Source organism: Mycobacterium sp. pUA109 (assembly GCF_041287095.1).
Classification (GTDB): Bacteria; Actinomycetota; Actinomycetes; order Mycobacteriales; family Mycobacteriaceae; genus Mycobacterium.
Genome location: NZ_JBGGKS010000018.1, coordinates 1 through 20,726, shown reverse-complemented (window position 1 = coordinate 20,726; position 20,726 = coordinate 1). Strand labels below are relative to the sequence as shown.

The following is a 20,726-nucleotide window of genomic DNA, read 5'->3' as shown; positions in this document are numbered from 1 at the left end:
GCTCAGCCGTCGGCGGCGTCGAACGCCGCGTCCAGATAACGGACCGCCTCGGCCTTGCCCAGCCCCAGCGACCGGGCCGCGTCGGCATAGGCGTACGCCGCGGCCGCCATCGCCGTATCGGCGGGATCCACGGCTGCGACGAAAGTGCCGAAGCGTCCGCGGGTTTCGACGATGCCTGCCCCCTCTAATTCCCGGTAGGCGCGGGCGACGGTGTTGGCCGCCAAGCTCAGTTGACTTGCCAGCTCGCGCACGGTGGGCAGCCGGCTGCCGGCCGGCAACTTCCCGGACCGGATGGCGTCGATGATCTGTGTTCTGAGCTGATCGAACAGCGGCCGGCCCGGGTCCCCGTCGACCCGCAGCCACTCCCCCAAATCCACCTGCCCCAGTATTCCCTAGGACCGCTATGTTGGTGGAGTGCGGGTAACGGTGCTCAGCGGCGCGGGGATCTCCGCGGAGAGCGGGGTCCCGACGTTCCGCGACGATAAGAACGGCTTGTGGGCGCGGTTCGACCCCTACGAGCTGTCCAGCATCGAGGGTTGGCTGCAGCACCCCGAGCGGGTGTGGGGCTGGTATCTGTGGCGGCATCACTTGGTCGGCCGGGTGGAGCCCAACGCCGGGCACCGCGCCGTCGCGGCCTGGCAGGACCATGCCGAGGTCAGCGTCGTCACGCAGAACGTCGACGACTTGCATGAGCGCGCCGGCAGCGACCCGGTGCACCACCTGCACGGCAGCCTGTTCGAATTCGTGTGCGCCGACTGCGGAATGCCCTACACCGAGACGTTGCCCGACATGGCCGAGCCCGCGCTGGAAGTGGAGCCGCCGGTCTGCGGATGCGGCGGCCTGATCCGCCCGAACATCGTGTGGTTCGGGGAGGCGTTGCCCGAAGGCCCGTGGCGGCACGCGGTCGAGGCGACCGAGGCCGCCGACGTGCTCGTGGTGGTGGGAACGTCCGCGATCGTTTATCCGGCCGCCGGCCTGCCCGAGCTGGCGCTGGCCCGCGGCACGCCCGTCATCGAGGTCAACCCCGAACCGACACCGTTGTCCGCCAACGCCACGGTGTCGATGCGCGACACCGCGAGTTCCGCGCTGCCGACGCTGTTGCAGCGGCTGCCTGCGCTGCTGGATTGACGCACAGCTAGGCCGGTCGCACCGCCCGGCCCAGCGCGAACTCCGACACCGGCACCGGCGCCCACGCCGGGAACTGCCAGCCGCGACGCGAGGTCTGCGGTTCGAACCCGGCCGCGGTAATGGCCGCTTCGGTGTCGCGGTGGGTGTGGCAGTTGCCGAACAGGCGCGGCCAAAACGTCGCATCGACCACCTTCTGCAAACCACCCCGCGCGCCGGCGGAGGCGACGTGTTCGAAGTAGCGCAGCTCGCCGCCCGGCCGCAACCGGGAAAGCAGTTGACCCAATACGGTTTCCGGCTCGTCGATCGAGCACAGCACCAGCGAGCACACCACCGCGTCGAACGGCTCACCCGCGGCCAGGCTCTCGACGGTCCCGGCCGTGACGGTCACCGGCACCGGCGCCGACGTCGCGGCTTCGCGGGCGACCTCAAGCAGCCGCGGCTCCGGCTCGATCGCCACCACCTCGGTCACCGTGCCGGGGTAGAACGCGAAGTTGGTCCCGGTGCCGGCGCCGACCTCCAGCACCCGCCCGGAGAGCCCCTCGAGGTTCTCCCGCCGCCGGTCGTGCAGCCAGTCGGTTTCGTGGCTCGACATGAACTTCCAGATCCGAGCGAAAAACGGGTTATCCACCGCGCTGCTCACGGGTCACCTCCACGGGTCGCCAGCCAATCCATGAATTGCTGAGGTGTGGCGTCCTCACCTATCAGTCCGACCAAGATATGCCCGGCGCACACCGCGCGAAGCACCCGGTCGGTGAACGCCTCGACGTCGCCGAACGGCAGGTGCGGTTTGGCGATCAGCAGCGCCGCCACCCCATGCGCGGCGGCAAACAGTTCCAACGCCGCGGCGGTCGGGTCCCCCGGCGGATAGATGCCCTCATCCATCAGCGCCTGCACCGCGCCGAGCAGGTGGGTAAACGCCGAACTGGCCAGCACGGCGTCCACATCGCTGCCGGGCCGGTCCTCCCCCATGGTGGCGATGCGGTACAGCTCGGGAGTCGCCACCGCGAACCGGACGTAGGCCAGCCCCTGCGCCCGCAGCACTTCCAACGCGGAGGGCTGCCCGGCCGCCGCGCGTTGCATCTCGGCGTCGAGCTTCTCGAAGTACCGGGCGCACACCGCGTCCAGCAACGCGTCCTTGTCGTCGAAGTGCAGGTAGATCGACGGCGAGGTCACGCCGACGCGCTGGGCCACCGCCCGGATCGACACCGCCTTGGCGTGCCCGGTCTCCAGCAGCAATTCGGTGGCGGCGTCGAGGATTTCGTCGCGCAGCAGATCGCCGGATCCGCGGGGCGCCCGGTGGCGGCGGGGGCTAGGCATGGACGGGCTCGTGCACCTCGCCGGATTCACTGATCCCGATCCGCTGGTGCAGCCGCACCAGCGGCCGCGGCGCCCACCAGTTCCACCGGCCCATCACGTGCATGAACGCCGGCACCAGCATCATCCGCACCAGGGTGGCGTCGGCCAGCACGGCCAGGGTCAGGCCGACCCCGAACATCCGCATGAACGACACCTGGGCGGCGATCAGCGCGGCGAACGAAATCGACATCACCAGCGCGGCGGCGGTGATCACCCGCCCGGTGCGGGCCACGCCCAGCGCCACGCTCTCGTCGTTGTCGGCTTTGGTCTGACCCGAGTCCAGCCAGTACTCCCGGATCCGGGCGATCAGGAACACCTCGTAGTCCATCGACAGCCCGAACGCGATGCAGAACAACAACACCGGCATGTTGGCCACCAGCGTGCCGGTGGGGGTGGTTCCGAACGCACCCAGGTGGCCGTCTTGGAAGATCCACACCAGCGCCCCGAACGCGGCGGTCAGCGACAGCACATTGAGCACCAGCGCCTTGGCCGGGAGCACCAGGCTGCCGGTCAACAAGAACAGCAACATAAAGCTGATCACCGCGATCACCGTGAGCACCAACGGCAGCCGGCCTGTGATGGCGGCCACGCTGTCCCGGTTGATTTGGGCCAGCCCGGCCAGCTGCACGGCGCGGTGACCGGGGCCGGCCACGTCGTGCAACCGGTCCAGCTGGGTATCGGAGGCCGACGAGAACAGCGGCGCGGAACTGGATACCGTCAAATAGGCGCTGCCCTGCGCCACGCCGGTGCCCGCGGCGGCGGGGCCGACGCGGTTGCCGGCGACGAAGGTGCCGGTCGGCGCGCTCACCGCCGACACGTCGGGCACCCGAGAGAGCTCGGCGGCGTACCGGTCGTAGTCGAGCGGCAGCAGGCCGTCGGCGTTCGGCACCACAATTTGGACCGCGGTCGCCGAATCGTCGGCGAAGTCGGTGCGCAGCTGCTCCCCCACCTGATGCGCCGACGCCGAGCGCGGCAGCACCCGCTCATCGGGGAAGCCCCATTTGACGCCCAGGAACGGCAACCCGAGCAGGGCGAGCAGCACCACCACGGCCAGCCCGATCGGCACCGCACGACGCATCACCAATTTCGTCGACCGGTACCAGAACTGGTGCTGCACCGGCTGGGGTTCCGGGTCCGGGCGACGCAGCACCCGACGCACCAGCCGGCGCACATCCAGGGCGTCGAGCCGGTCGCCGAGCAGCACGATCGCCGCCGGGGTCACCACCACCGCGGCGGCGGCCGCGAACACCACGGTCGCGATCCCGGCGTAGGCGAAGGATTTGAGGAAGTACATCGGGAACAGCACCATCGCCGACATCGACAGCGCCACGGTGGTCGCCGAGAACAGCACGGTGCGCCCCGCGGTGACCATGGTCCGCAGCAGCGCTTGAGTGGGCTCGGCACCGTCGGCGAGTTCGTCGCGGTAGCGGCTGATGATCAGCAGGGTGTAGTCGATGGCCAACGCCAACCCCATCGCGGTGGTCAGGTTCAGCGCGAAGATCGACACGTCGGTGCTGAAGGTGATCAGCCGCAGCACCGCCATCGAGCCGACGATCGCCAGCCCGCCGATCGCGACCGGCACGGCAGCGGCCAAGACGCCGCCGAACACCCAGACCAGCACCAGGAAGCTCAGCGGGATCGCCAGGGACTCCATCAGCAGCAGATCATGCTGAGTCTGCCCGTTGATCTGGGCGTACACCATCGCCACGCCGCCGGCGCGAACGCTGACCCCGTCCCGGTCGTGGACCACCTCATCGGCCAGGGTTTTGGCGTACTTCTGGGCGTTGTTCTCCCCACCCTTGAGGTTGGCCACGATCACCCCGGATTTGCCGTCCTTGCTGACCAGCGGCGACGGCCACGGGCTGACGTTGTAGGCCAGCCCCGACCGGGTGATGTGGTCGACGATCTCGGTGCCCACCGCGCGGGCGGCGGCGCTGTTGGCGCCGTCGGGTGCGGTCACCACGATCAACATCTGCTGATCGCTTTGGCCGAACTTGTCAGCGAGCAGCCGGGTGGCCTGAGCCGATTCCGAGGACGGGTCCTGGAAGCCGCCCGCGGACAGGCTCTTGGCGACCGGGACACCGAAGGCCGCGGCGCCGATCAGGACCAGGACGGCGACGGCGATGACCCGTCGCGGTGCGGCAATGGCCAGAAGCGCGATGCGGTGCAGCACGGCGGGATCCTTCCGTTTGGATATCTGCGGTAACTTACCGTTGTTAACCAACACGGTCAAGACGTGCCCCGGCCCCCTCTGGCGTGATCTGGCTCGCACCGATTCGCCCTCGACGGGGCCACCACAACGGCGACGTGGCAAAAACCTACCCATCGGTAGTATTGCCACCATTTTCCGAATCGTGACTCAAAGATTCCTTAATGGTTACCCATACGCTCAGTGACATGTGGATCGACGACTCGAGTGCCGACGTCATCAAAGCTGACTTCGAAGCTCTCTACCACGGCGACGTGCTGGTAGAGGGCGACACCTCGGAGCAGTTCGAGGACTGGCACCCCCTCGCCAACGCCAGCTGAGGCTCGGCGCCGCCGGGCGCGAAACCTCACGGTGGTCGCGCCCCTCCGGGCTCATCTTGCCCGTGGTTTATTGATTCGTCGTTTTCTGTGACCGGTATCCGCTGCGGCTCTCACGCCGCCATGGCCGCCAAGAACCCCGGCCAGTCCGGGAACAACGCTCGGTCGACGATTTCGATGCGGACACCAGCCGGGTCGGTGTAGTAGGCGAAGGTGGACAAGGTGTCGCCGCTGGGGCGGGCCTCCAACCGGTAACCGGCCGTTTCTAGTCGGGCCGCCGCGGCGGCGATGTCATCGACCCAATAGCCCAGGTGATGTGCGGCCGCGCCGGCCGGCGCGGTCCACACGGTGCCCGGCACTTCCTGCACCAGCTCCAGGTGCGGCGCCTGCAGTGAATACACGAACCGGAACGGCACCTCATAGTCACCGCCCGCGGTGGTGACCGCCAGGGTGTATTCCACCGGCTTCGTCCACCGGTAACCGCTGGCCGCACTGAATCGCCGTGCGGCAGCCTCGATGTCGGGAACGATGAAGCCGATGTGGTAACAGTCGGCCGGGGACAGGGTCTGCATGCTCAGACCGTACCGGCCACCGGACGTCAGCTACTGCTGATCACCCGGGACAGTGCCCGCACCGCCTGCCTGCTGACCGCGTGCCGGAGACGCTGGGTGATCGGCCCCGGACTCGGCGCCGGTACCGCGCCGAGCCTGGGGAACAACGCCAGGGCGTTGGTTCGGTTGATGGCATCCAGCGTGCTGTCGTCGATCCCGCGGTAGGTGTCGAGCCCCGCCGCGAACAGTTGCCCGGCGGCGATCGGCGCGAACGGCCAGTCGGACCCGAAGGTGATGTGGCCCGGTTTCGCGAATGCCAGCAGGGTGGGCAACGCGGCGGCGCTGGAGGACAGCGCGGTGTCGAAGTAGAAGCTGGCGAAGTCGTCGAGGCTGTCCGCGGGGCTGCGGCCGGTGTCGCCCATGATGGCCACCGCCATTCGATGCGATGCGTACGGCACGAAGCCGCCGGCGTGGCTGAGGATGAACCGGATGTTGGGATAGCGGCGGCGAATACCGTTGCGCACCAGCAGGTAGGCCGCACGAGCGGTGTCCAGCAGGAAGTCGGCGGCAAACGGAGCGACACCGGGCACCGTGGGGCCGGGCAGGTCGGCGGGATGGATGAACACCACGGCCGAGCGTTCGTCGAGGGCGGCGAACAGCGGATCCTGGCCCTCTTGGCCGAGGTAGGTTCCGGCGTTGTTCGCCAACAGCACCACCCCGTCGGCCATCAACTCGTCGAGGGCGCGGACCGATTCGGTGACGCTGGCATCGATGTGCGGCATGGGCACGGTGGCGAAGAACCCGAACCGATCGGGGTGGGCGGCCACCAGGTCGGCGGTGTAGTCGTTGAGGTCGCGGGCCAGTGCGGCGGCGTCCGCCGGATCGGGCAGGAACGTGGTACCCGGCGTGGACACCGACACGATGGCGGTGGCGATGTCGAGTTCGGCCATGGTCTGTAGTGCCGCCTCTGGACTCCAGTCCGGCAGTGCTCTGCCGCCGGCTTCGTCGATGCCGGCTTTCTGCAGGGCCTTCCGGTAATCCGGCGGGATCAGGTGGTGGTGGGTGTCGATCCGTGGCATGGTCGTCCTCCCTGTTAGTTGTCCGGGATGCCGGCGCCGGAGAGGGCCGGGACGCTGTCTTCACGGCGCAGCAGCGAGGAGGCGCCGGCCTTGAATTGGGCGAGCTTGTCGGCGATGGTTTGACCTTCGGGGGTGTGGCCCCAGATGCTGATCCCTTGGTAGGTGGCGGGTTCCCAGGTGTTTTCGTCGACCACGATCGGATTCCACCCCACTTCCCATTCGAAACCCGACGGGGTGAGCGCATAGTAGGACAGCTCACGGTCGTTGGTGTGCTGTCCGACCGACAGCGCCACCCGAAAGCCGAGTTCTTTGACCCGCTGATACGACGCGGTCATATCGTCGAGGTCAGCGACCTGCACGTTGAGATGCTGAATATGGGTGCGGATCGGGTTGAGCGGCAACCGATTCACTGCGGCGATCGCCACCGAGTGGTGGCGCTGGTTGACACGCAGGAACCGGATCTTGAGTTTGACGCCGCTGATCGTCTCGTCGATGTAGTCGGACAGCCGCGCATCGAACACGGTGTTGTAGTAGCCGCGCATCTGGTGCGGTTTCTTGGTGGTGACCGCGACATGCCCGATCCCGGCGTCGCCGATCACGAAGCCGCCGCGCACCGCCATGTCCAGCGGCTGGGCGCTGGTGCGGGCCCGTGTGAAGATCTCTTGGGCCAGCCCGTTGGGGCCCGGGAACCGCACCAGGCGCTCCACCCCGCGCAGCGCGGCTTCTTCGGCGGTGCCTTCGCTGATCGGTACCCCGTGGCGGGTGACCCGGGTGAGGACCTCGTCGAAGGTGGCGTGGTCGTCGAGCTGCCAGCCCAGCGCGGTGACATCCTCGGCCGGTCCGCACCGCAACAGAAACCGGCATTCGTTGTCGTCGAGCCGAAACCGCATGACATCGGGCAGGGTGTCGTCGACGTGCATTCCGATGGCGTCGCGGCCGAACCGGCGCCAGTCGGTGAACTTCTCGGTCTCGATCACCAGGTAGCCGAGGTGCACGTTGCCGAAGACGCTAGCCATGGGCGAGTCTCGAATCCGGGCTCAGGAACTCGGTGACCAGCTGGTTGAACAACGCGGCGCGTTCCCACTGCATCCAGTGGCCGGTGTGCGAGGTCATCACCAGTTCGGCGTTGGGCATGGTGTTCAGCAGCATCGGCCCGCCGGCGGGGCGGTTGACCTTGTCGTCGCGGCCCCACAGCACCAGCGTGGGTGTGGCCAGCGTTTTGAGCCGCTTGTCACGGGTGAGGTCCATCCGCCACAGGGTGCGCAGCGCCATCGGCCCCGATGGCCGGCGCAGCGGCGGGTTGGCCACCACCTCCGGGTCGATCGACGCCGCGTACCGCAGGTCGATCACCTCGTCGGGAACCGCGGCGCCGTCGTAGACGAGATAGGTGCGGATGAAGGCGGCCAGTTTGTCGCGGCTGGGGCCGTCGCCGCCGTAGTAGGACAGCAGGCTGTTGAGCCCGGCGGTGGGGGCACCCCGGGTGGTCCCGATCCCGCCGGGACCCATCAGCACGAGTTTGTCGACCCGGTGCGGAGTGTCCAACGCCAGCCGCAGCGCGGCCGCGCCGCCGTAGGAGTTGCCGACCAGGTGCGCGGTGTCGATACCGAGTTCGTCGAGCAGGCCGCGAACCATGTCGGCCAGGTAGCCGAACGAGTCGGTTTGGTTGACGTGTTTGGTGGAACGGCCGTAGCCGGGCATGTCCGGCACGATCACCCGGAACTGCGCGGCGAGCGCGTCGACATTGCGCGCGTAGTTGGAGACCCCCGAGGCGCCGGGTCCCCCGCCGTGCAGCATGACCACTGCGGGCCCGCTGCCGGCTTCGGCGAAATAGATGGGCTTGTCGGCGACGGTGACGGTGCGTTCGGTCAGATTGGTGGTCATGCGGTGGCCTCGGTTCTGGTCGCTAGGGCGTAGCCGGCCGGTGGTGGCGGCAGCGGGTGTCCGGCTTTGGCTGCGGCATAGATGAATCCGTCGGGACGAACTACCACGGCGCTGGCCTTGTTGCGGTGTAGCCATCGGGTGAGGCTGGGATCGTTGATCCGGATCGCCGGGACGCCCCGGGTCATCCACGCCTGTGCGCCGGTCGGCGGCGCGCCGGTGTGCAGGATGGTCCACTGCCCGGTGAGGAGATCGTCGAGGCGGACCCGGGCGCCGTCGGCGTCGGTCACCCACGGTTGCGGGATCTGCCACCCGACGGCGCGGTGACCTCCGACGGCGAGGAAGCCCTCGCTGTATCGGGCGTCGGGAACCCACATTCGGTTCTGCGCGAACGCCACCGCGCCTGGCACGCGCAACAGGGCACGGATGAGGTGGTTGCGCGCGGCGGCGATGACCCGGTTGCGCTCGGTGATGAGCCGGCCGGTCAGGCAGGCGCGCCGGGTGGTTTCGGTGACATGCGGTTTGCGTTCGACCTGATAGGAGTCCAGCACCGAGTCCGGTGCCTGGCCACGGATCACCGCGGCCAGCTTCCAGCACAGGTTGGCCGCGTCGCGTACCCCAGCCGACATGCCTTGCCCGATCCAGGGCGGCATCGCGTGCGCGGCATCGCCGGCCAGAAAGACGCGACCCACCCGCCACCGCTCGGCGACGCGGACGTGGTGGCTGTAGATCACCGCCCGCAGGATCTTGACATGTTCGGGAGTGATGCCCTGATCGTTCAGGACCTTCCAAATCTCCTCGTCGCGCAGCAGTTTCTGCTCATCCTCACAGGCGCGGACGGGGAACTCCCACCGATGATGCCCCAACGGGGTCGGGCAATCGACCAGGGGGCGGGCTGGGTTGGCGTGGAACCGCAGCCGGTCGTGGGCGTCCCACTCCTTGAGCACTTTGGTGTCGATCACGACCCAACGTTCGGCGTAGGTGCGGCCCGAATAACCGACTCCCAGCTGGCTCCGCGTTGGCGACGACCCGCCGTCGGCGGCGATCACATACGACGCTCGGAAGCGTTTGAAGGTATCGGTGCTCAGGTCGGCACACATGAGCTCGACGTCGTTGTCTTTGGGCAGCACCCGTAGGCATTCATGTTCCAGCAGGACGTCGACACCCGTGAATCGCTGCACGCCCTCGCGTAGCACGTGATCGACCGCCGGCTGATACAAGAACTGCTGCGGCGGGTGCCCGCAACCACGCGGGGTGATCTTCAGATCGATGAACGGGATACCGTTGGCGTCGACGAAATTTAGCGGCCGATCGGGCAGCATGTCCTGCTGCAGCCGCTCGGCCAGCCCTACCGACTGCCACACCCGCATGACCTCCTCGTCGGTGGAGATCGCCCGGGCACGGCCATACACGTCGAGGTCACGTTCGACCACAAGCACTTTGAGGCCGAACTGGCCCAACAGGTTCGCGGCAGTGGCACCGGTCGGACCGTAGCCGATCACCGCCACGTCATAGGTAGGTGTGGTCACGAGTTCACTCTCATCTTCGGAGTTGATCTGTAGCGATCACTACGGTAATGTAGCGATAACTACAGAGTCAAGACTTGGGCATCAAGGAGAGCGGAGATGGCAGCCAACGGCCAGCCCAAACGGCGCAAACGCGTCGACGGGGAACTGTCGCGCGAACGCATCCTGGACGCCGCCACCGAAATCGCCGCCGAACGCGGCTACGAAGGCACCAGCATCGCGCTGGTCAGCGCCAAGTGCGGGCTACCGGCCAGCTCCATCTATTGGCATTTCAAGGACAAGGACGACCTGATCGCGGCGGTGATCGAGCGCAGTTTCGCGAGTTGGCTGACCGCGTGGCAGGTCCCCGAAGAAGGCGGAGCGCAGGAACGCGTGCAGGGTTTGGCGATGCAGATCGCCAAGGCTCTGTTGGACTCACCCGACTTCATTCGCCTTGGGCTCATGCTCGCGCTGGAACGCCGACCGGTTGAGGTGCGGGCGCGGGCGATGTTCATCCAAGCCCGAGCGCAGACTTACTACCAGCTCACCAAAACGCTGCGCGAACTCACCCCGGGGCTGACCGATGCTCAGATTCACCAGTTGGTCACCTATGCGATCGCCGGTGCCGACGGTCTGTTCATCGCCAAGGAGATCGGCGGCGACGCGGTGGACCTAATCGAGTTGTTCGAGTTGCATGCCCACGCGCTGTACGACGCCGCGGCCCGGCTGATATCGGAGAACACCGGACAATGACACAAAAACCCGACGTGATACAGCAGGCCGCGGATCTCCTGTATGTGGCGCAGGACAAGCAGGCACCGATCACTCCGCTCACCGAGCGCTATCCCGGCCTGAACGTTGCCGACGCCTACGCTATCCAGCAGGTCAATCTGCGTCGTCGACGCCACAACGGCTGCACTGTGGTCGGACACAAGATCGGGCTTACCTCGGCGCCGATGCAAACCCTGCTCGGCGTCGATGAACCCGACTTTGGCTACATCCTTGACGACATGGTGCTGACCGATGGCTCAACTGCCCCGGCCGCCCGCTTCTGCGCGCCGCGCGTCGAACCCGAAGCCGCCTTCCTGCTGCGCGCACCACTGCAGGGTCCCGGTGTCACCGTCGAGGACGTACACACCGCAACCGAAGCTGTCGCCGTCGCTTTGGAGGTCGTCGACAGCCGGATCGCCGATTGGAAGCTCACGTTGCCTGACACCGTCGCAGACAACGCCAGCTCGGGTGCAGTCGTGCTCGGCGACTGGATCCCCTACGACAACCGCATCGACCTGCCCCACGCACAAGCCTCCCTGTTGCTCAACGAAACCGAGGCCGACTCCGGTATGGGATCGGCGGTCCTCGGCGACCCCGCCGCAGCCGTCGCGTGGCTGGCAAATGCACTGGCGCCATTCGGCACCGCGATCCTGCCCGGACAGTTCGTCATGTCAGGGTCGTTCACTTCGGCGGCATTCGTTTATCCCGGCGACCACGCCACCGCTACCATCACCGGCCTCGGCGCCGTATCGCTGCGCTTCGGATAGGAACTCCATGTCAGCACAACCCAGTTGGCCGGTGGCCATCATCGGATCGGGAAATATCGGCACCGACTTGATGATCAAGATCTTGCGCAGCGACGGACCGTTGACGGTCGCCGCCATGATCGGCATCGATCCCAACTCCGACGGCCTGGCCCGCGCCGCCCGCATGGGCGTGCGGACCACCGCAGCGGGTGTCGACGGCCTCCTGGCCATGCCGAATTTCGCTGATATCAAGCTTGTTTTCGATGCGACCTCCGCGGGCGCGCACCGCGCTAACTGGGCCAGGTTGGCCGCCACCGGTGTGCGGATGCTAGACCTCACTCCCGCGGCGGTTGGACCATATTGCATACCGGTGGTCAACCTTGACGATCACCTCGACGCCCCGAACCTGAACATGGTGACCTGCGGCGGGCAGGCCACCGTACCCATCGTCGCCGCCGTCGCACAGTCCGGGATCGTGTCGTACGCCGAGATCATCTCATCGATTTCATCGAAGTCGGCCGGTCCAGGGACCCGCGCCAATATCGACGAGTTCACCGAAACCACCGCATCCGCGTTACATTCCGTCGGCGGAGCCGAGCGCGGCAAGGCCGTGATAATCCTCAATCCCGCCGATCCACCCGTGCTGATGCGCAACACCGTGTACTGCCTGGTCGATGGCGACGCAAATCAGCAACAGATCGAGGCGGACGTGGAAGCGATGGCGGATCAGGTGCGCGGCTACGTCCCTGGATATCGGCTCAAGCAACGGGTCCAGTTCGAAACGTTCGGTTCCCAGCATCCGCTGTACATCCCGGAGACCGGCAAGTTCACCGGCACGAGGGTGTCCGTTCTGCTCGAAGTCGCAGGCGCTGCAAACTATCTGCCGGCCTACGCCGGCAACCTCGACATTATGACCTCGGCAGCCAAAGCCACCGCTGAACGCATTGCCGCCTCCGCCGCCGAAACATTCGGAGCCATACGATGAACCTCTACATCAGCGACGTCACCCTGCGCGACGGCATGCACGCCGTGCGGCACCAGTACAGCCTTGACCACGTGATGACGATCGCCGCTGCACTGGACGCTGCCGGGGTGGACTCCATTGAGGTCGCCCACGGTGACGGGCTGGCCGGATCCAGCTGCATCTACGGCTTCGGTGCCCACACCGACCTGGAATGGATCCAAGCCGTCGCGCAAGTCGTGCGGCGTGCCAAGGTTGCCACCCTTCTGTTGCCAGGAGTCGGCAGTGTGCACAACCTCAAGGAAGCGTACGAAGCCGGCGCCACCGTGGTGCGGGTGGCTACGCACTGCAGCGAGGCCGATATCTCGGCCCAGCACATCGCCGCCGCCCGCGAACTCGGCATGGACACGGTCGGGTTCTTGATGATGAGCCACATGGCGTCGCCTGATGTACTGGCCGCCCAGGCGAAACTGATGGAGGGCTACGGCGCTACCTGCGTTTACGTCGTCGACTCCGGCGGTGCGATGACCATGCGCGACATCGCCGAGCGAGTCGACGCGCTGCGCCAGGCGCTCCTTCCCACCACCGAGATCGGTATCCACGCCCACCACAACTTGGCGTTGGGCGTGGCCAATTCGATCACCGCCGTCGAGCACGGTGCCCACCGCGTCGACGCCTCGCTAACCGGCATGGGTGCTGGCGCCGGCAACGCGCCGCTGGAGGTGTTCGTCGCCGTCGCCGACAAGCTGGGCTTCGATCATGGCTGCGATCTGCATGCACTACAAGACGCCGCCGACGACATCGTCCGCCCCCTGCAGGACCGCCCGGTGCGCGTCGACCGGGAAACGTTGACGCTCGGCTGTGCCGGGGTGTACTCCAGCTTCCTGCGGCATGCCGAAGCCGCTGCCGAGCGGTTCTCCGTCGACGCGCGCACCGTCCTTGAAGAAGCCGGGCGCCGGGGGATGGTCGGCGGGCAGGAAGACATGCTCGTCGACATCGCGCTTGATCTCACGGCGGATCAGGAGCCGGTGCGATAAGCGTCACCATCGTTAAGTGGTACCGACGACGCGCGTCGCACAGGTGAAAGCTATTGGCGCACGCCATTGTCTGCCGTACACCGTCGCAGCGGTACGTCACCGTAATCTCGCAATCACCGCCCGATCTGGTTCGTTCGTCGTCCAGACCACAAGCAGCACGTGGTTCTCCCGGCGGCGGGCAGGTGGCAAGCGACTCGTGGATACTCTGTTCGCCATCAAGTCGTTCTTGGTCGCGCAGAGCTGTCGCTACTGGTCAGCTTCCAAACAGTACCCGCAGAAATCGGAATTTTATTCGATCAGAGGTACCAACAGATGCGAGTCATAGTGGCCCCCGAGGTAAATATGGTGCAATCCCCGGTTTACCACCATCTTGTGCCCGATAGAGGGATTGCCCGTTATGTCCTTTCCCTGCACCACCAGACGTAGCGTTTCGCCTTTTCTGAAAAGGGTACTTGAAGGGAGGACCTCGATCTCTACTGGCACAATATCTCCCGGCTTGATCGTCCGCTTCGTGCGATGCCTGAGATAGGGCATCCAGGGCTTCGAACGGTCCGGGTCTAGTTCTCTTTGCGAAATGCGCAGCCAACCCGATGCAACCATATCCTTTTCAAACCCAGCGACTCCGCCCTCGAAAAATACCTGGGCTCCATCAACGTCAAGTTTCTGAACCCCTACAAACAGGTCTATGTCGCGACCCGATTCTGCCGACACCCACAGTTTTAGCTTCATGTTGCCGGTAAGTTCGACATCATTCTCCCATCGGCAATCGAAGTGAACACCTCCATGGGCCCTCGAGTCATAGCTGACAGAAGCCGCCGCAGTCGATTTATCGAACGTCAACACGCCGTGAGGTGCCAGGTGCAGATCCACATATCGCGTTCTACGCAGAGGCCATTTGTCCTCGTATCGAGCTTCCCATTTGTCTCGGGTCTCGCGCACCTCGATTCGCACCCGAGGTACTTCCAGCATACCGTTCGCGATGTTCTTGAGAAAGAAGTCGAAGAATTTCTTCTGGGCTCGGACACCCTCCTCACTGTAGAACACCTCCCATTTCTTCCGGCCGTGCGTATAGAGCCACTTGTTTACTGACTTAACGTGTGAATATCCCTCAAAACTACCCCTGGTGTGCAGGCCCTGGTCGGACCATGTAGCGCAAATCAGCGCCGGAACGTCAATGTTTTCCAGATCGGGCGCAGGGAAGAGCCGTTGAACCAGACGGAAAAATTTCCTCTGCCCGATCCACAGCGTTTGTGGATAAAGCATCGGATTAGGATATCGTGCGCCCACCCGCATGACTTTCATCCAGTCGCGGGTGAACTTCGTCTCCGGGATTCCGCCGTGAAAGAGGACATCGCGGCAAAGATCAGATACACCCTGCCAAGGAATGATCGCCCTGAGGTGGGGCGGCCGTTGCGCTGCAGTGTACCACTGGGATATGGCAAGATAGGAAACCCCGCTAAGCCCAACATTTCCAGCGCTCCACGGCTGTCGAGCCGCCCATTCGATCAGCTCATAGCAGTCTCGGGCATCTTTCGGGTGGAAGATTCTGGGGAAGCCGCGCGACTTGAAGTAACCCCGAACGTCGGCAACGATGACAACGTATCCTGCAGGTACCCAGAAGGCGGGATCGGGCGCCTCAAAAGACGTGACCTCCGAGACTCGAACGAATCCCGACTCCGAACCATGCTCGGGCAACATCTCGAAAGTGGTCTTGGCGCTCGCCGCGACCAGCCAGCCTCGTGGGCCGACATCTTTACCGTACGGAGTAACGGAAAGGATGACTGGATATTCTCCGGAACGATCGGGGCGAAAGACATTAACGGACAAGACGCAGCCATCTGGCATCTTCACCGATACATCACGCTCGAAAACAATACCCTCCGGAAGCGGATAGATTTCAAGCTTGGAATTCCTTTCATGGTTAACAACCGAAGGCCGATTATTCGTCATATCGCTTCCTTTTCATGAGCACCTCCTGTGCAATATTCGATAGATTTAACATCTGGTGACGGGGCAAAACGCGCTTCTCGGATACGCCTCCCAAGTTGGATCGTCCCCTCGCCAGGGAGCGGGTGATCCCTAGGCGCCCTGGCGGATCAGCGCGTCGATGAGCGTCACCGGCATTCCGGCAATGCCGAAACCGCCGACCAGCACGGTCGAGCTGTCAGCAATACCGGCGACCACGTGATCGGCGTCCGAGAAGATCTGCACCATCCGTTTCACCGGCCCAAGACGGTAGACAATGCCGACGACAGATGCTCGGCCGCGCCTGCCACATCGGGCGAGACGCAGTCCGATCGCCAGGTAATGTAGCCATCGGGGCGCACCAGCAGTGCGTCGTCTTCCTCGATCTCCCGGAGCCTGGCCCAGCGCCCATAGGCGTCGCGTGCGCCTTTGGCGCCGATGCGCACCGCCCGCAGCGGCACACCGAGTTCGGATTGCACGGTCTGGGCAGCCTGCTCCCACACCCCACCGGAGAGCCCGCTTACAACGGTGAACATGCCGTGCCCGACCAAGTCGAGAGTCGAGATACGTCGTCCTTCGTCGTTGATCAGCCAGACGTGGGGCATTTTTGCGCCAGGACGGGTGGACGGTTGGTGGAACAGTTCCCGGTCTCGCGGCCACTGCTCGTCCGGGCCCTCCTCAGTCAGTATCGCGTTGGATTGGTAGCGCTGGTTGAGTTCGACGCCGTGCGCATTGAATTCGTAGTCCTTCAGCCGGATCGCCTCGTCGAGCTGTTCGCGTCGTTTAGCGCCCTCGGCGTCCTCGGCCCGGCAGGCGGCCAGTCCGGCCTCGATTCCCTCCGCGTCGCTGCCACCGTCGATGCCGAGGGACTCGAAAATTGGCGTGAATTGGGCGCGGCTGAGGTTGGCACGCTCCACGATCTGGCGGCCCACCGGCGCGCGTTCGGCGGTGTAGGAGTCCAACAGTGTCGGGGATGCCTGGCCCTTGATGACCGCAGCAAGCTTCCACGCCAGATTGAACGAGTCCTGGATCGAAGTGTTGGAGCCCAGCCCGTTCGACGGTGGGTGCCGGTGCACGGCGTCTCCGGCGCAGAACACCCGCCCCACCGAATAATCGGTCGCGTAGCTGTGGTTCACGGTCCACAGCGACTTGGAGTCGATGTGGATGGGGATTGTGTCGTCGCCGATCAGGTTCTTGACGATCCGCTCGGCTTCGGCGTCGTCGAGTCGCGGTGGCGGCTGGTTGATGTCGTAGCCCCAGGTGAGCAGCCATTGGTTCCACGGCCGCACCATGCGGATGAGGCCCATGCCAATCCCACCCAGACGGGCGCCGGGTCGCATCGTCCAGTACAGGACGCTGGGGCGGTGTGCGACGTAGCGGCCCAGCTCGGCGACGAAGAAGATGTTCATACTGCCACCGACCCCGGTGCGCCCGGCGATCGGCAGCCCGATCTGCTCGGCGACGCGGCTGCGAGCCCCGTCGGCGCCGAGCAGATACTTTGCTCGGACGGTGTAGTCGTCGCCACGCAGCCGGTCATGCAGTCTCGCGGTGACGCCGTCGGCGTCTTGGTCGAGTGAAAGGAACTCGGTGTCGAAGCGGCAGTTGGCGCCGCGTCTGGCGGCGTTGCTGAGCAGGATCGGCTCCAGGTAGGTCTGGGGCAGGTCGATCATCGGGCACGGGCTGGCGCTGGTGTATTCGGTCAGGTGCTCATCACTGGCGCCCCAGGTGCGGATTCGCCCGATCTCCTCGCCGGCCAGCGAGGTGCACAACACGGTGTCGCCCATAATTTCTTGTGGCGTGCCCAGTGCCAGCGCCTCGTGCTCGACACCCAGGTCGCGCAGCACTTCGAGCGTGCGCTGATTGGTGATGTGCGCTCGCGGGGTGTTGGCCACCCAGTTGTACTTGTTGATCAGCATGGTTTTGATCCCATACGTCGCCAGCGCGAGCGCGGCCGCGCCGCCGGCCGGTCCGCAACCGACCACGAGAACGTCGGTGTCATAGTCCAAGTAAGTGTTCACTTCGTGCTCCGCGCTGTGTGAGTGTCAATCGGACGGGGCTAGGTGGAAGACGTAGTCGAGCAGGTGCCAGCGCCCGTCGACGGCACGGCCGTCGGGTGTCGGGCCGTCCTGGGCGGGGATATCGATGATCAATGCTTCATTCACAGCAAACACGGCGTCGGAGTCGAGGTACTTTCCGCTTGCCGGGAACAGCTGGGTGATCAGCCGGCGGTACCCGGGCGCGCAGATCATGAAATGCACATGCGGCGCCCGGTAGGGATGCCGCCCGACCGCGGCGAGCATCTGTCCCACCGGGCCGTCGTCTGGGATCGGGTACTCGTGGGGCAGGATCGACCAGAAGCAGACTCGCCCGTCGGTGTCGGTGCGGAAGCGTGCCCGCAGCACCGGCCGGTCCAGATCGGCTAACTGCACGTCGTAAAAGCCGTCGGCGTTGGACTGCCATACGTCGATGACCGCGCCCCGGATCGGTGTGCCATCGGGGTGAGTCACCGCGACCTGCACCCACATCGGCGCGCCGGGCGTCCCGTGGGCGATGTCGGCGCCCGATTCTTCGGCCGACGGGTCCTCGACATAGAACGGCCCCAGGATGGCGGACGGGGTCTGTGCCACCACGCGCGAGTTGGCAAGCATGTCCACTGCGCTCGAGATTCCCAAGGTGTCCGAAAGCAAGACGGTTTCCTGCCGGGTATCGCTGCTGATCTGGCCGGTGCGGGTGAGGAAGTCGATGCCAAACGCCCACTCTTCTTGGGTGACGTCGTGGGTGGTGACGAACTCATGGGCGTGGCTGACCAGGCCGGTCATCAAAGCGTGCAGCCGCGAATCGAATGTGGCATCGAAACTAGCAAGCACGGTCCGGGTCAGCTGGTCCAGGCGGATGCGCGGGAACCCGGTGCCCCCGCCAGGACGCCGGCCGGCGTGAGCGCCTTCCAACAGCGTGGCGATGCCGTCGCCGGTCACCTCGCGCGGGTTCGGATACGGCCTGGCAACGGCCAGCTGCGCAGCACGTCCGATGTCTGCGCGATCAAATCCCAGATCCGCCAATGATGTTGGGCCACCGAAGGTGGATACCAGGTCGAAAACACCCGCCGGGGCGTCGGGCACCCGCATGGCCTCGGCGATCCGGGTCATAGCATCGTGAGAAGCGGGCGCGTTGTAGGCCATCGCGTGCGGCAAGACCACGGTATGGGTTGGCGCATGCGGCAGGGCGAAGCTACCGCCGAGGGTGTGACACAGCTTGTGGTGTAGCCCCATCGCGACCGAAGCGAAGCAAATGCCAGCCAGCCACGCCGACTGCAGTAACTCGGCGCGGGCGTCACGGTCACCCGGCTGGTCCATCACCGCCGGCAACGCCCGCGTGATCTGCGTGACCGCCTGCAGCGCCACACCGTCGACTACGGGGTTCGCCTCGGGCGAGTACAGCGCCTCGACCGCGTGCGCCAGCGCATTGACCGCGCTCGTCAAGGTGAGATCAGTGGGCATCCCCAGGGTGAGGTCGACGTCGTAGACTACGACCTCAGGCAGGATGTCCGCAGATGAACGCGTTGTCTTGCTTCCGTTTTCGGTCTCACCGAGCACCGGGGTCACCTCCGACCCTGCGTAGGTGGTCGGCACGATCACCTGGTCATATCCCGCACGCACGGCGAGGGCCTTCGACAGACCGGTGGTCGATCCACCGCCGACGGACACCACACAATCGACCGCGTTATCCTTGGCGGTCTCCAGCGCGCGGACCGTCACCTCGATCGGAGTGTGCATCGCGGCGTCATCGAAGCGGGCCACCACCAACGAACCCAGCGCGTGTTGGATGGCCGCAACAGCGTCGGCGACGTGCGGGCCGCCGAGCAGGAGCACCCGGCTGCGCTGCAAACGCCGCACCTCCTCCCCGACGGCCGCCGCGGCGCCGCTGCCGAACACAACTCGTGCCGGCCGAGCGTTATAGGTGAAACTTCTCATCGGCACTGACTCCAACTGTTACCGAGATCACGTAGCGGTCCCAGTATTTGTCGAGGATCGCCACCTGTCCTGCATGTTTGACGCGGCTTTCTTGTACAAAACACGCATGCAGCAGGTCAGTTAGTGCGCCGTACCTCAGCGGGGGTGGTGCCGGTCTGCATCCGCATGGTTCGGGTGAGGTGTTCCTGGTGCGAGAACCCGCACGACGTGGCGATGTCGGCGATCGCGCGGTCGCTGGTGCGTAACTCGCGCACCGCCTGTGCGAGGCGCAGTCGCACCAGGTAGCGGTGCGGTGTTAGGCCGGTCGCAGTTTTGAACCTGCGAGTCAGCTGACTGGTGCTCAAGCCAGCCACTGCCGCCAGGTCGGCAAGCGGGATCGGTTCGGCCAGACGTAATTTCATCACATCGATGACGTGGTCAAGCTGACGTTGGTCTAGCGCAGCGGCCACCGGTGCGGACAGCGCCATAGTTCCGGTGAGGTTGTACCGGTGCGCTAGATGAGCGGCGAGCATCGCGGTGAGGTGGTCCACGTAAGTGCGCGCGGTGGGCCGATCAACTTTGAGCACGGCGTCCATCGCGAGCAGCAGCTGCTCGACCATCGGATCGTGCGGACCCAGCCTTGGCAACAGCTCGACCCTGCGGCCACCCGCCGCTTGGTCGACCTGTTCTGTCGCCAAATTCGCATGAATGGTGTTCAGGTCGCCGTCCAAACCGACGTTGAGATCACGCCCCGCTGGATATAGGAAGAATCCACCGGCTGGCACGGGCTTGCGTTCGATCCAGCCACCGCTGCTGTACTCGACCACGACCGGACCACCAAGGTGCAATACCACCAGGTGTGTCCGTGCGGGCTCAAAGCTCGCCTGGTATGGCAGCTCACGCTGCGTCGACAGATAGAGTCCGCGCCACCCGTGTCCCGCACTGGTCCGCAACGGCTGCACCCACGGTTGGCGCAGCATGCCGATGGTGTCGGCTAGGCCAACCTCAGCATCGGCAGTGCTTTGGCCGCTCATCAGCTCAATCTTCCTCTGCACTCGGTAGCGAAGTCGCATCGAGGCCTACGGTCGCGCCGGCGTCAGCTTTGGTACCGCGCTGCGTGGCGGCGAAGTCGGATTCGTAGCGGCCATCCGAACCAGGATCCTAGTAGCGCCGCAACCGACGGCGTGATCAGCGGGGTCTGCTGCATGAACAGGTGACATCTGAGTTGGCTTGCCCCGTGGGGTGGGCTGGAAGGATGTCAGCATGGCAAGGC

General features: G+C 65.4%; 19 protein-coding genes and 1 pseudogene. 6 read left to right on the top strand and 14 right to left on the bottom strand.

Translation table 11 applies throughout. The features are described from left to right. Positions 1-2: 2 nt before the first annotated feature. Entirely contained in the window at positions 3-377 is a 375-nt protein-coding gene (locus ACAG26_RS19825) for a GntR family transcriptional regulator (RefSeq protein WP_370484783.1), read from the bottom strand. Positions 378-414: 37 nt separating this feature from the next. Between ACAG26_RS19825 and ACAG26_RS19820 the strand changes: the two genes are divergently transcribed. Continuing rightward, the gene (locus tag ACAG26_RS19820; RefSeq protein ID WP_370484782.1) at positions 415-1,128 is read left to right on the top strand and encodes an NAD-dependent deacylase; all 714 of its coding nucleotides are present in this window, start codon (positions 415-417) and stop codon (positions 1,126-1,128) included. 7 nt (positions 1,129-1,135) lie between these two features. Here the strand turns inward: ACAG26_RS19820 and ACAG26_RS19815 are convergent, their stop codons facing one another. Genes ACAG26_RS19815 through ACAG26_RS19805 form a run of 3 tightly spaced genes read right to left on the bottom strand, consistent with a single transcriptional unit; the run spans position 1,136 to position 4,657 of the window. Continuing rightward, entirely contained in the window at positions 1,136-1,768 is a 633-nt protein-coding gene (locus ACAG26_RS19815) for a class I SAM-dependent methyltransferase (protein ID WP_370484781.1), read from the bottom strand. After that, positions 1,765-2,445 carry a TetR/AcrR family transcriptional regulator gene (locus ACAG26_RS19810; RefSeq protein WP_370484780.1) on the bottom strand — a complete coding sequence of 227 codons (681 nt, stop codon included), beginning with the start codon at positions 2,443-2,445 and terminating at the stop codon, positions 1,765-1,767. The genes ACAG26_RS19815 and ACAG26_RS19810 overlap by 4 nt, the downstream gene beginning before the upstream one ends. Next, positions 2,438-4,657 (bottom strand): MMPL family transporter, encoded by a 2,220-nt coding sequence (locus ACAG26_RS19805; protein WP_370484779.1) that lies wholly within the window; start codon positions 4,655-4,657, stop codon positions 2,438-2,440. The genes ACAG26_RS19810 and ACAG26_RS19805 overlap by 8 nt, the downstream gene beginning before the upstream one ends. A gap of 224 nt (positions 4,658-4,881) precedes the next feature. Between ACAG26_RS19805 and ACAG26_RS19800 the strand changes: the two genes are divergently transcribed. Next, complete coding sequence (locus tag ACAG26_RS19800; protein WP_370484778.1) at positions 4,882-5,013, top strand: hypothetical protein; 132 nt, start codon at positions 4,882-4,884, stop codon at positions 5,011-5,013. A 110-nt stretch (positions 5,014-5,123) separates the two neighbouring features. On the opposite strand, the gene ACAG26_RS19795 is transcribed toward ACAG26_RS19800, so the two are convergent. From ACAG26_RS19795 to ACAG26_RS19775, 5 genes are read right to left on the bottom strand one after another with little or no spacing between them, the layout of a single operon-like run. Beyond that, the gene (locus ACAG26_RS19795) at positions 5,124-5,588 is read right to left on the bottom strand and encodes a VOC family protein (RefSeq protein WP_370484857.1); all 465 of its coding nucleotides are present in this window, start codon (positions 5,586-5,588) and stop codon (positions 5,124-5,126) included. 20 nt (positions 5,589-5,608) lie between these two features. Beyond that, entirely contained in the window at positions 5,609-6,640 is a 1,032-nt protein-coding gene (locus tag ACAG26_RS19790) for an amidohydrolase family protein (RefSeq protein ID WP_370484777.1), read from the bottom strand. A gap of 14 nt (positions 6,641-6,654) precedes the next feature. Continuing rightward, the gene (locus ACAG26_RS19785; RefSeq protein WP_370484776.1) at positions 6,655-7,656 is read right to left on the bottom strand and encodes a VOC family protein; all 1,002 of its coding nucleotides are present in this window, start codon (positions 7,654-7,656) and stop codon (positions 6,655-6,657) included. Continuing rightward, positions 7,649-8,521 (bottom strand): alpha/beta fold hydrolase, encoded by an 873-nt coding sequence (locus ACAG26_RS19780; protein WP_370484775.1) that lies wholly within the window; start codon positions 8,519-8,521, stop codon positions 7,649-7,651. Before ACAG26_RS19780 ends, ACAG26_RS19785 begins: the two co-directional genes overlap by 8 nt. Beyond that, the gene (locus ACAG26_RS19775) at positions 8,518-10,047 is read right to left on the bottom strand and encodes a bifunctional 3-(3-hydroxy-phenyl)propionate/3-hydroxycinnamic acid hydroxylase (protein ID WP_370484774.1); all 1,530 of its coding nucleotides are present in this window, start codon (positions 10,045-10,047) and stop codon (positions 8,518-8,520) included. The genes ACAG26_RS19780 and ACAG26_RS19775 overlap by 4 nt, the downstream gene beginning before the upstream one ends. Before the next feature lie 96 nt (positions 10,048-10,143). Between ACAG26_RS19775 and ACAG26_RS19770 the strand changes: the two genes are divergently transcribed. The 4 genes from ACAG26_RS19770 to dmpG are packed head-to-tail and all read left to right on the top strand — an operon-like array spanning position 10,144 to position 13,538. Beyond that, on the top strand, positions 10,144-10,776 hold the full coding sequence (locus ACAG26_RS19770) for a TetR/AcrR family transcriptional regulator (protein ID WP_370484773.1): 633 nt from the start codon (positions 10,144-10,146) through the stop codon (positions 10,774-10,776). Next, positions 10,773-11,561, top strand: coding sequence for a 2-keto-4-pentenoate hydratase (locus ACAG26_RS19765; RefSeq protein ID WP_370484772.1), 789 nt, complete (start codon positions 10,773-10,775; stop codon positions 11,559-11,561). Before ACAG26_RS19770 ends, ACAG26_RS19765 begins: the two co-directional genes overlap by 4 nt. Before the next feature lie 31 nt (positions 11,562-11,592). After that, entirely contained in the window at positions 11,593-12,525 is a 933-nt protein-coding gene (locus ACAG26_RS19760; protein WP_370484771.1) for an acetaldehyde dehydrogenase (acetylating), read from the top strand. Beyond that, positions 12,522-13,538: a 4-hydroxy-2-oxovalerate aldolase gene (dmpG, locus tag ACAG26_RS19755; RefSeq protein ID WP_370484770.1), complete on the top strand. Its 1,017-nt coding sequence runs from the start codon at positions 12,522-12,524 to the stop codon at positions 13,536-13,538. Before ACAG26_RS19760 ends, dmpG begins: the two co-directional genes overlap by 4 nt. Positions 13,539-13,826: 288 nt before the next feature. On the opposite strand, the gene ACAG26_RS19750 is transcribed toward dmpG, so the two are convergent. From ACAG26_RS19750 to ACAG26_RS19730, 5 genes and pseudogenes are all read right to left on the bottom strand, one after another. After that, on the bottom strand, positions 13,827-15,488 hold the full coding sequence (locus ACAG26_RS19750; RefSeq protein ID WP_370484769.1) for a CocE/NonD family hydrolase: 1,662 nt from the start codon (positions 15,486-15,488) through the stop codon (positions 13,827-13,829). A gap of 132 nt (positions 15,489-15,620) precedes the next feature. Then, a pseudogene (locus ACAG26_RS19745) lies at positions 15,621-15,752 on the bottom strand (CoA-transferase); the annotation flags it as partial. Between the two features lie 5 nt (positions 15,753-15,757). Further along, positions 15,758-17,521 (bottom strand): FAD-dependent oxidoreductase, encoded by a 1,764-nt coding sequence (locus tag ACAG26_RS19740; protein WP_370484768.1) that lies wholly within the window; start codon positions 17,519-17,521, stop codon positions 15,758-15,760. 24 nt (positions 17,522-17,545) lie between these two features. Next, a complete protein-coding gene (locus tag ACAG26_RS19735; protein ID WP_370484767.1) occupies positions 17,546-19,474 on the bottom strand; it encodes a maleylacetate reductase and hydroxyquinol 1,2-dioxygenase domain-containing protein in 1,929 nt (642 codons plus the stop codon). A 116-nt stretch (positions 19,475-19,590) separates the two neighbouring features. Continuing rightward, a complete protein-coding gene (locus ACAG26_RS19730; RefSeq protein WP_370484766.1) occupies positions 19,591-20,487 on the bottom strand; it encodes a helix-turn-helix domain-containing protein in 897 nt (298 codons plus the stop codon). Positions 20,488-20,726: the final 239 nt, after the last annotated feature.

Bases quoted from the DNA above. Each gene is read 5' to 3' on its own strand.
- ACAG26_RS19810 (WP_370484780.1), bottom strand. From the start codon at position 2,445: ATGCCTAGCCCCCGCCGCCACCGGGCGCCCCGCGGATCCGGCGATCTG.
- ACAG26_RS19770 (WP_370484773.1), top strand. From the start codon at position 10,144: ATGGCAGCCAACGGCCAGCCCAAACGGCGCAAACGCGTCGACGGGGAA.
- ACAG26_RS19800 (WP_370484778.1), top strand. From the start codon at position 4,882: ATGTGGATCGACGACTCGAGTGCCGACGTCATCAAAGCTGACTTCGAA.
- ACAG26_RS19785 (WP_370484776.1), bottom strand. From the start codon at position 7,656: ATGGCTAGCGTCTTCGGCAACGTGCACCTCGGCTACCTGGTGATCGAG.
- ACAG26_RS19780 (WP_370484775.1), bottom strand. From the start codon at position 8,521: ATGACCACCAATCTGACCGAACGCACCGTCACCGTCGCCGACAAGCCC.
- ACAG26_RS19765 (WP_370484772.1), top strand. From the start codon at position 10,773: ATGACACAAAAACCCGACGTGATACAGCAGGCCGCGGATCTCCTGTAT.
- ACAG26_RS19750 (WP_370484769.1), bottom strand. From the start codon at position 15,488: ATGACGAATAATCGGCCTTCGGTTGTTAACCATGAAAGGAATTCCAAG.
- dmpG (WP_370484770.1), top strand. From the start codon at position 12,522: ATGAACCTCTACATCAGCGACGTCACCCTGCGCGACGGCATGCACGCC.
- ACAG26_RS19790 (WP_370484777.1), bottom strand. From the start codon at position 6,640: ATGCCACGGATCGACACCCACCACCACCTGATCCCGCCGGATTACCGG.
- ACAG26_RS19735 (WP_370484767.1), bottom strand. From the start codon at position 19,474: ATGAGAAGTTTCACCTATAACGCTCGGCCGGCACGAGTTGTGTTCGGC.
- ACAG26_RS19730 (WP_370484766.1), bottom strand. From the start codon at position 20,487: ATGAGCGGCCAAAGCACTGCCGATGCTGAGGTTGGCCTAGCCGACACC.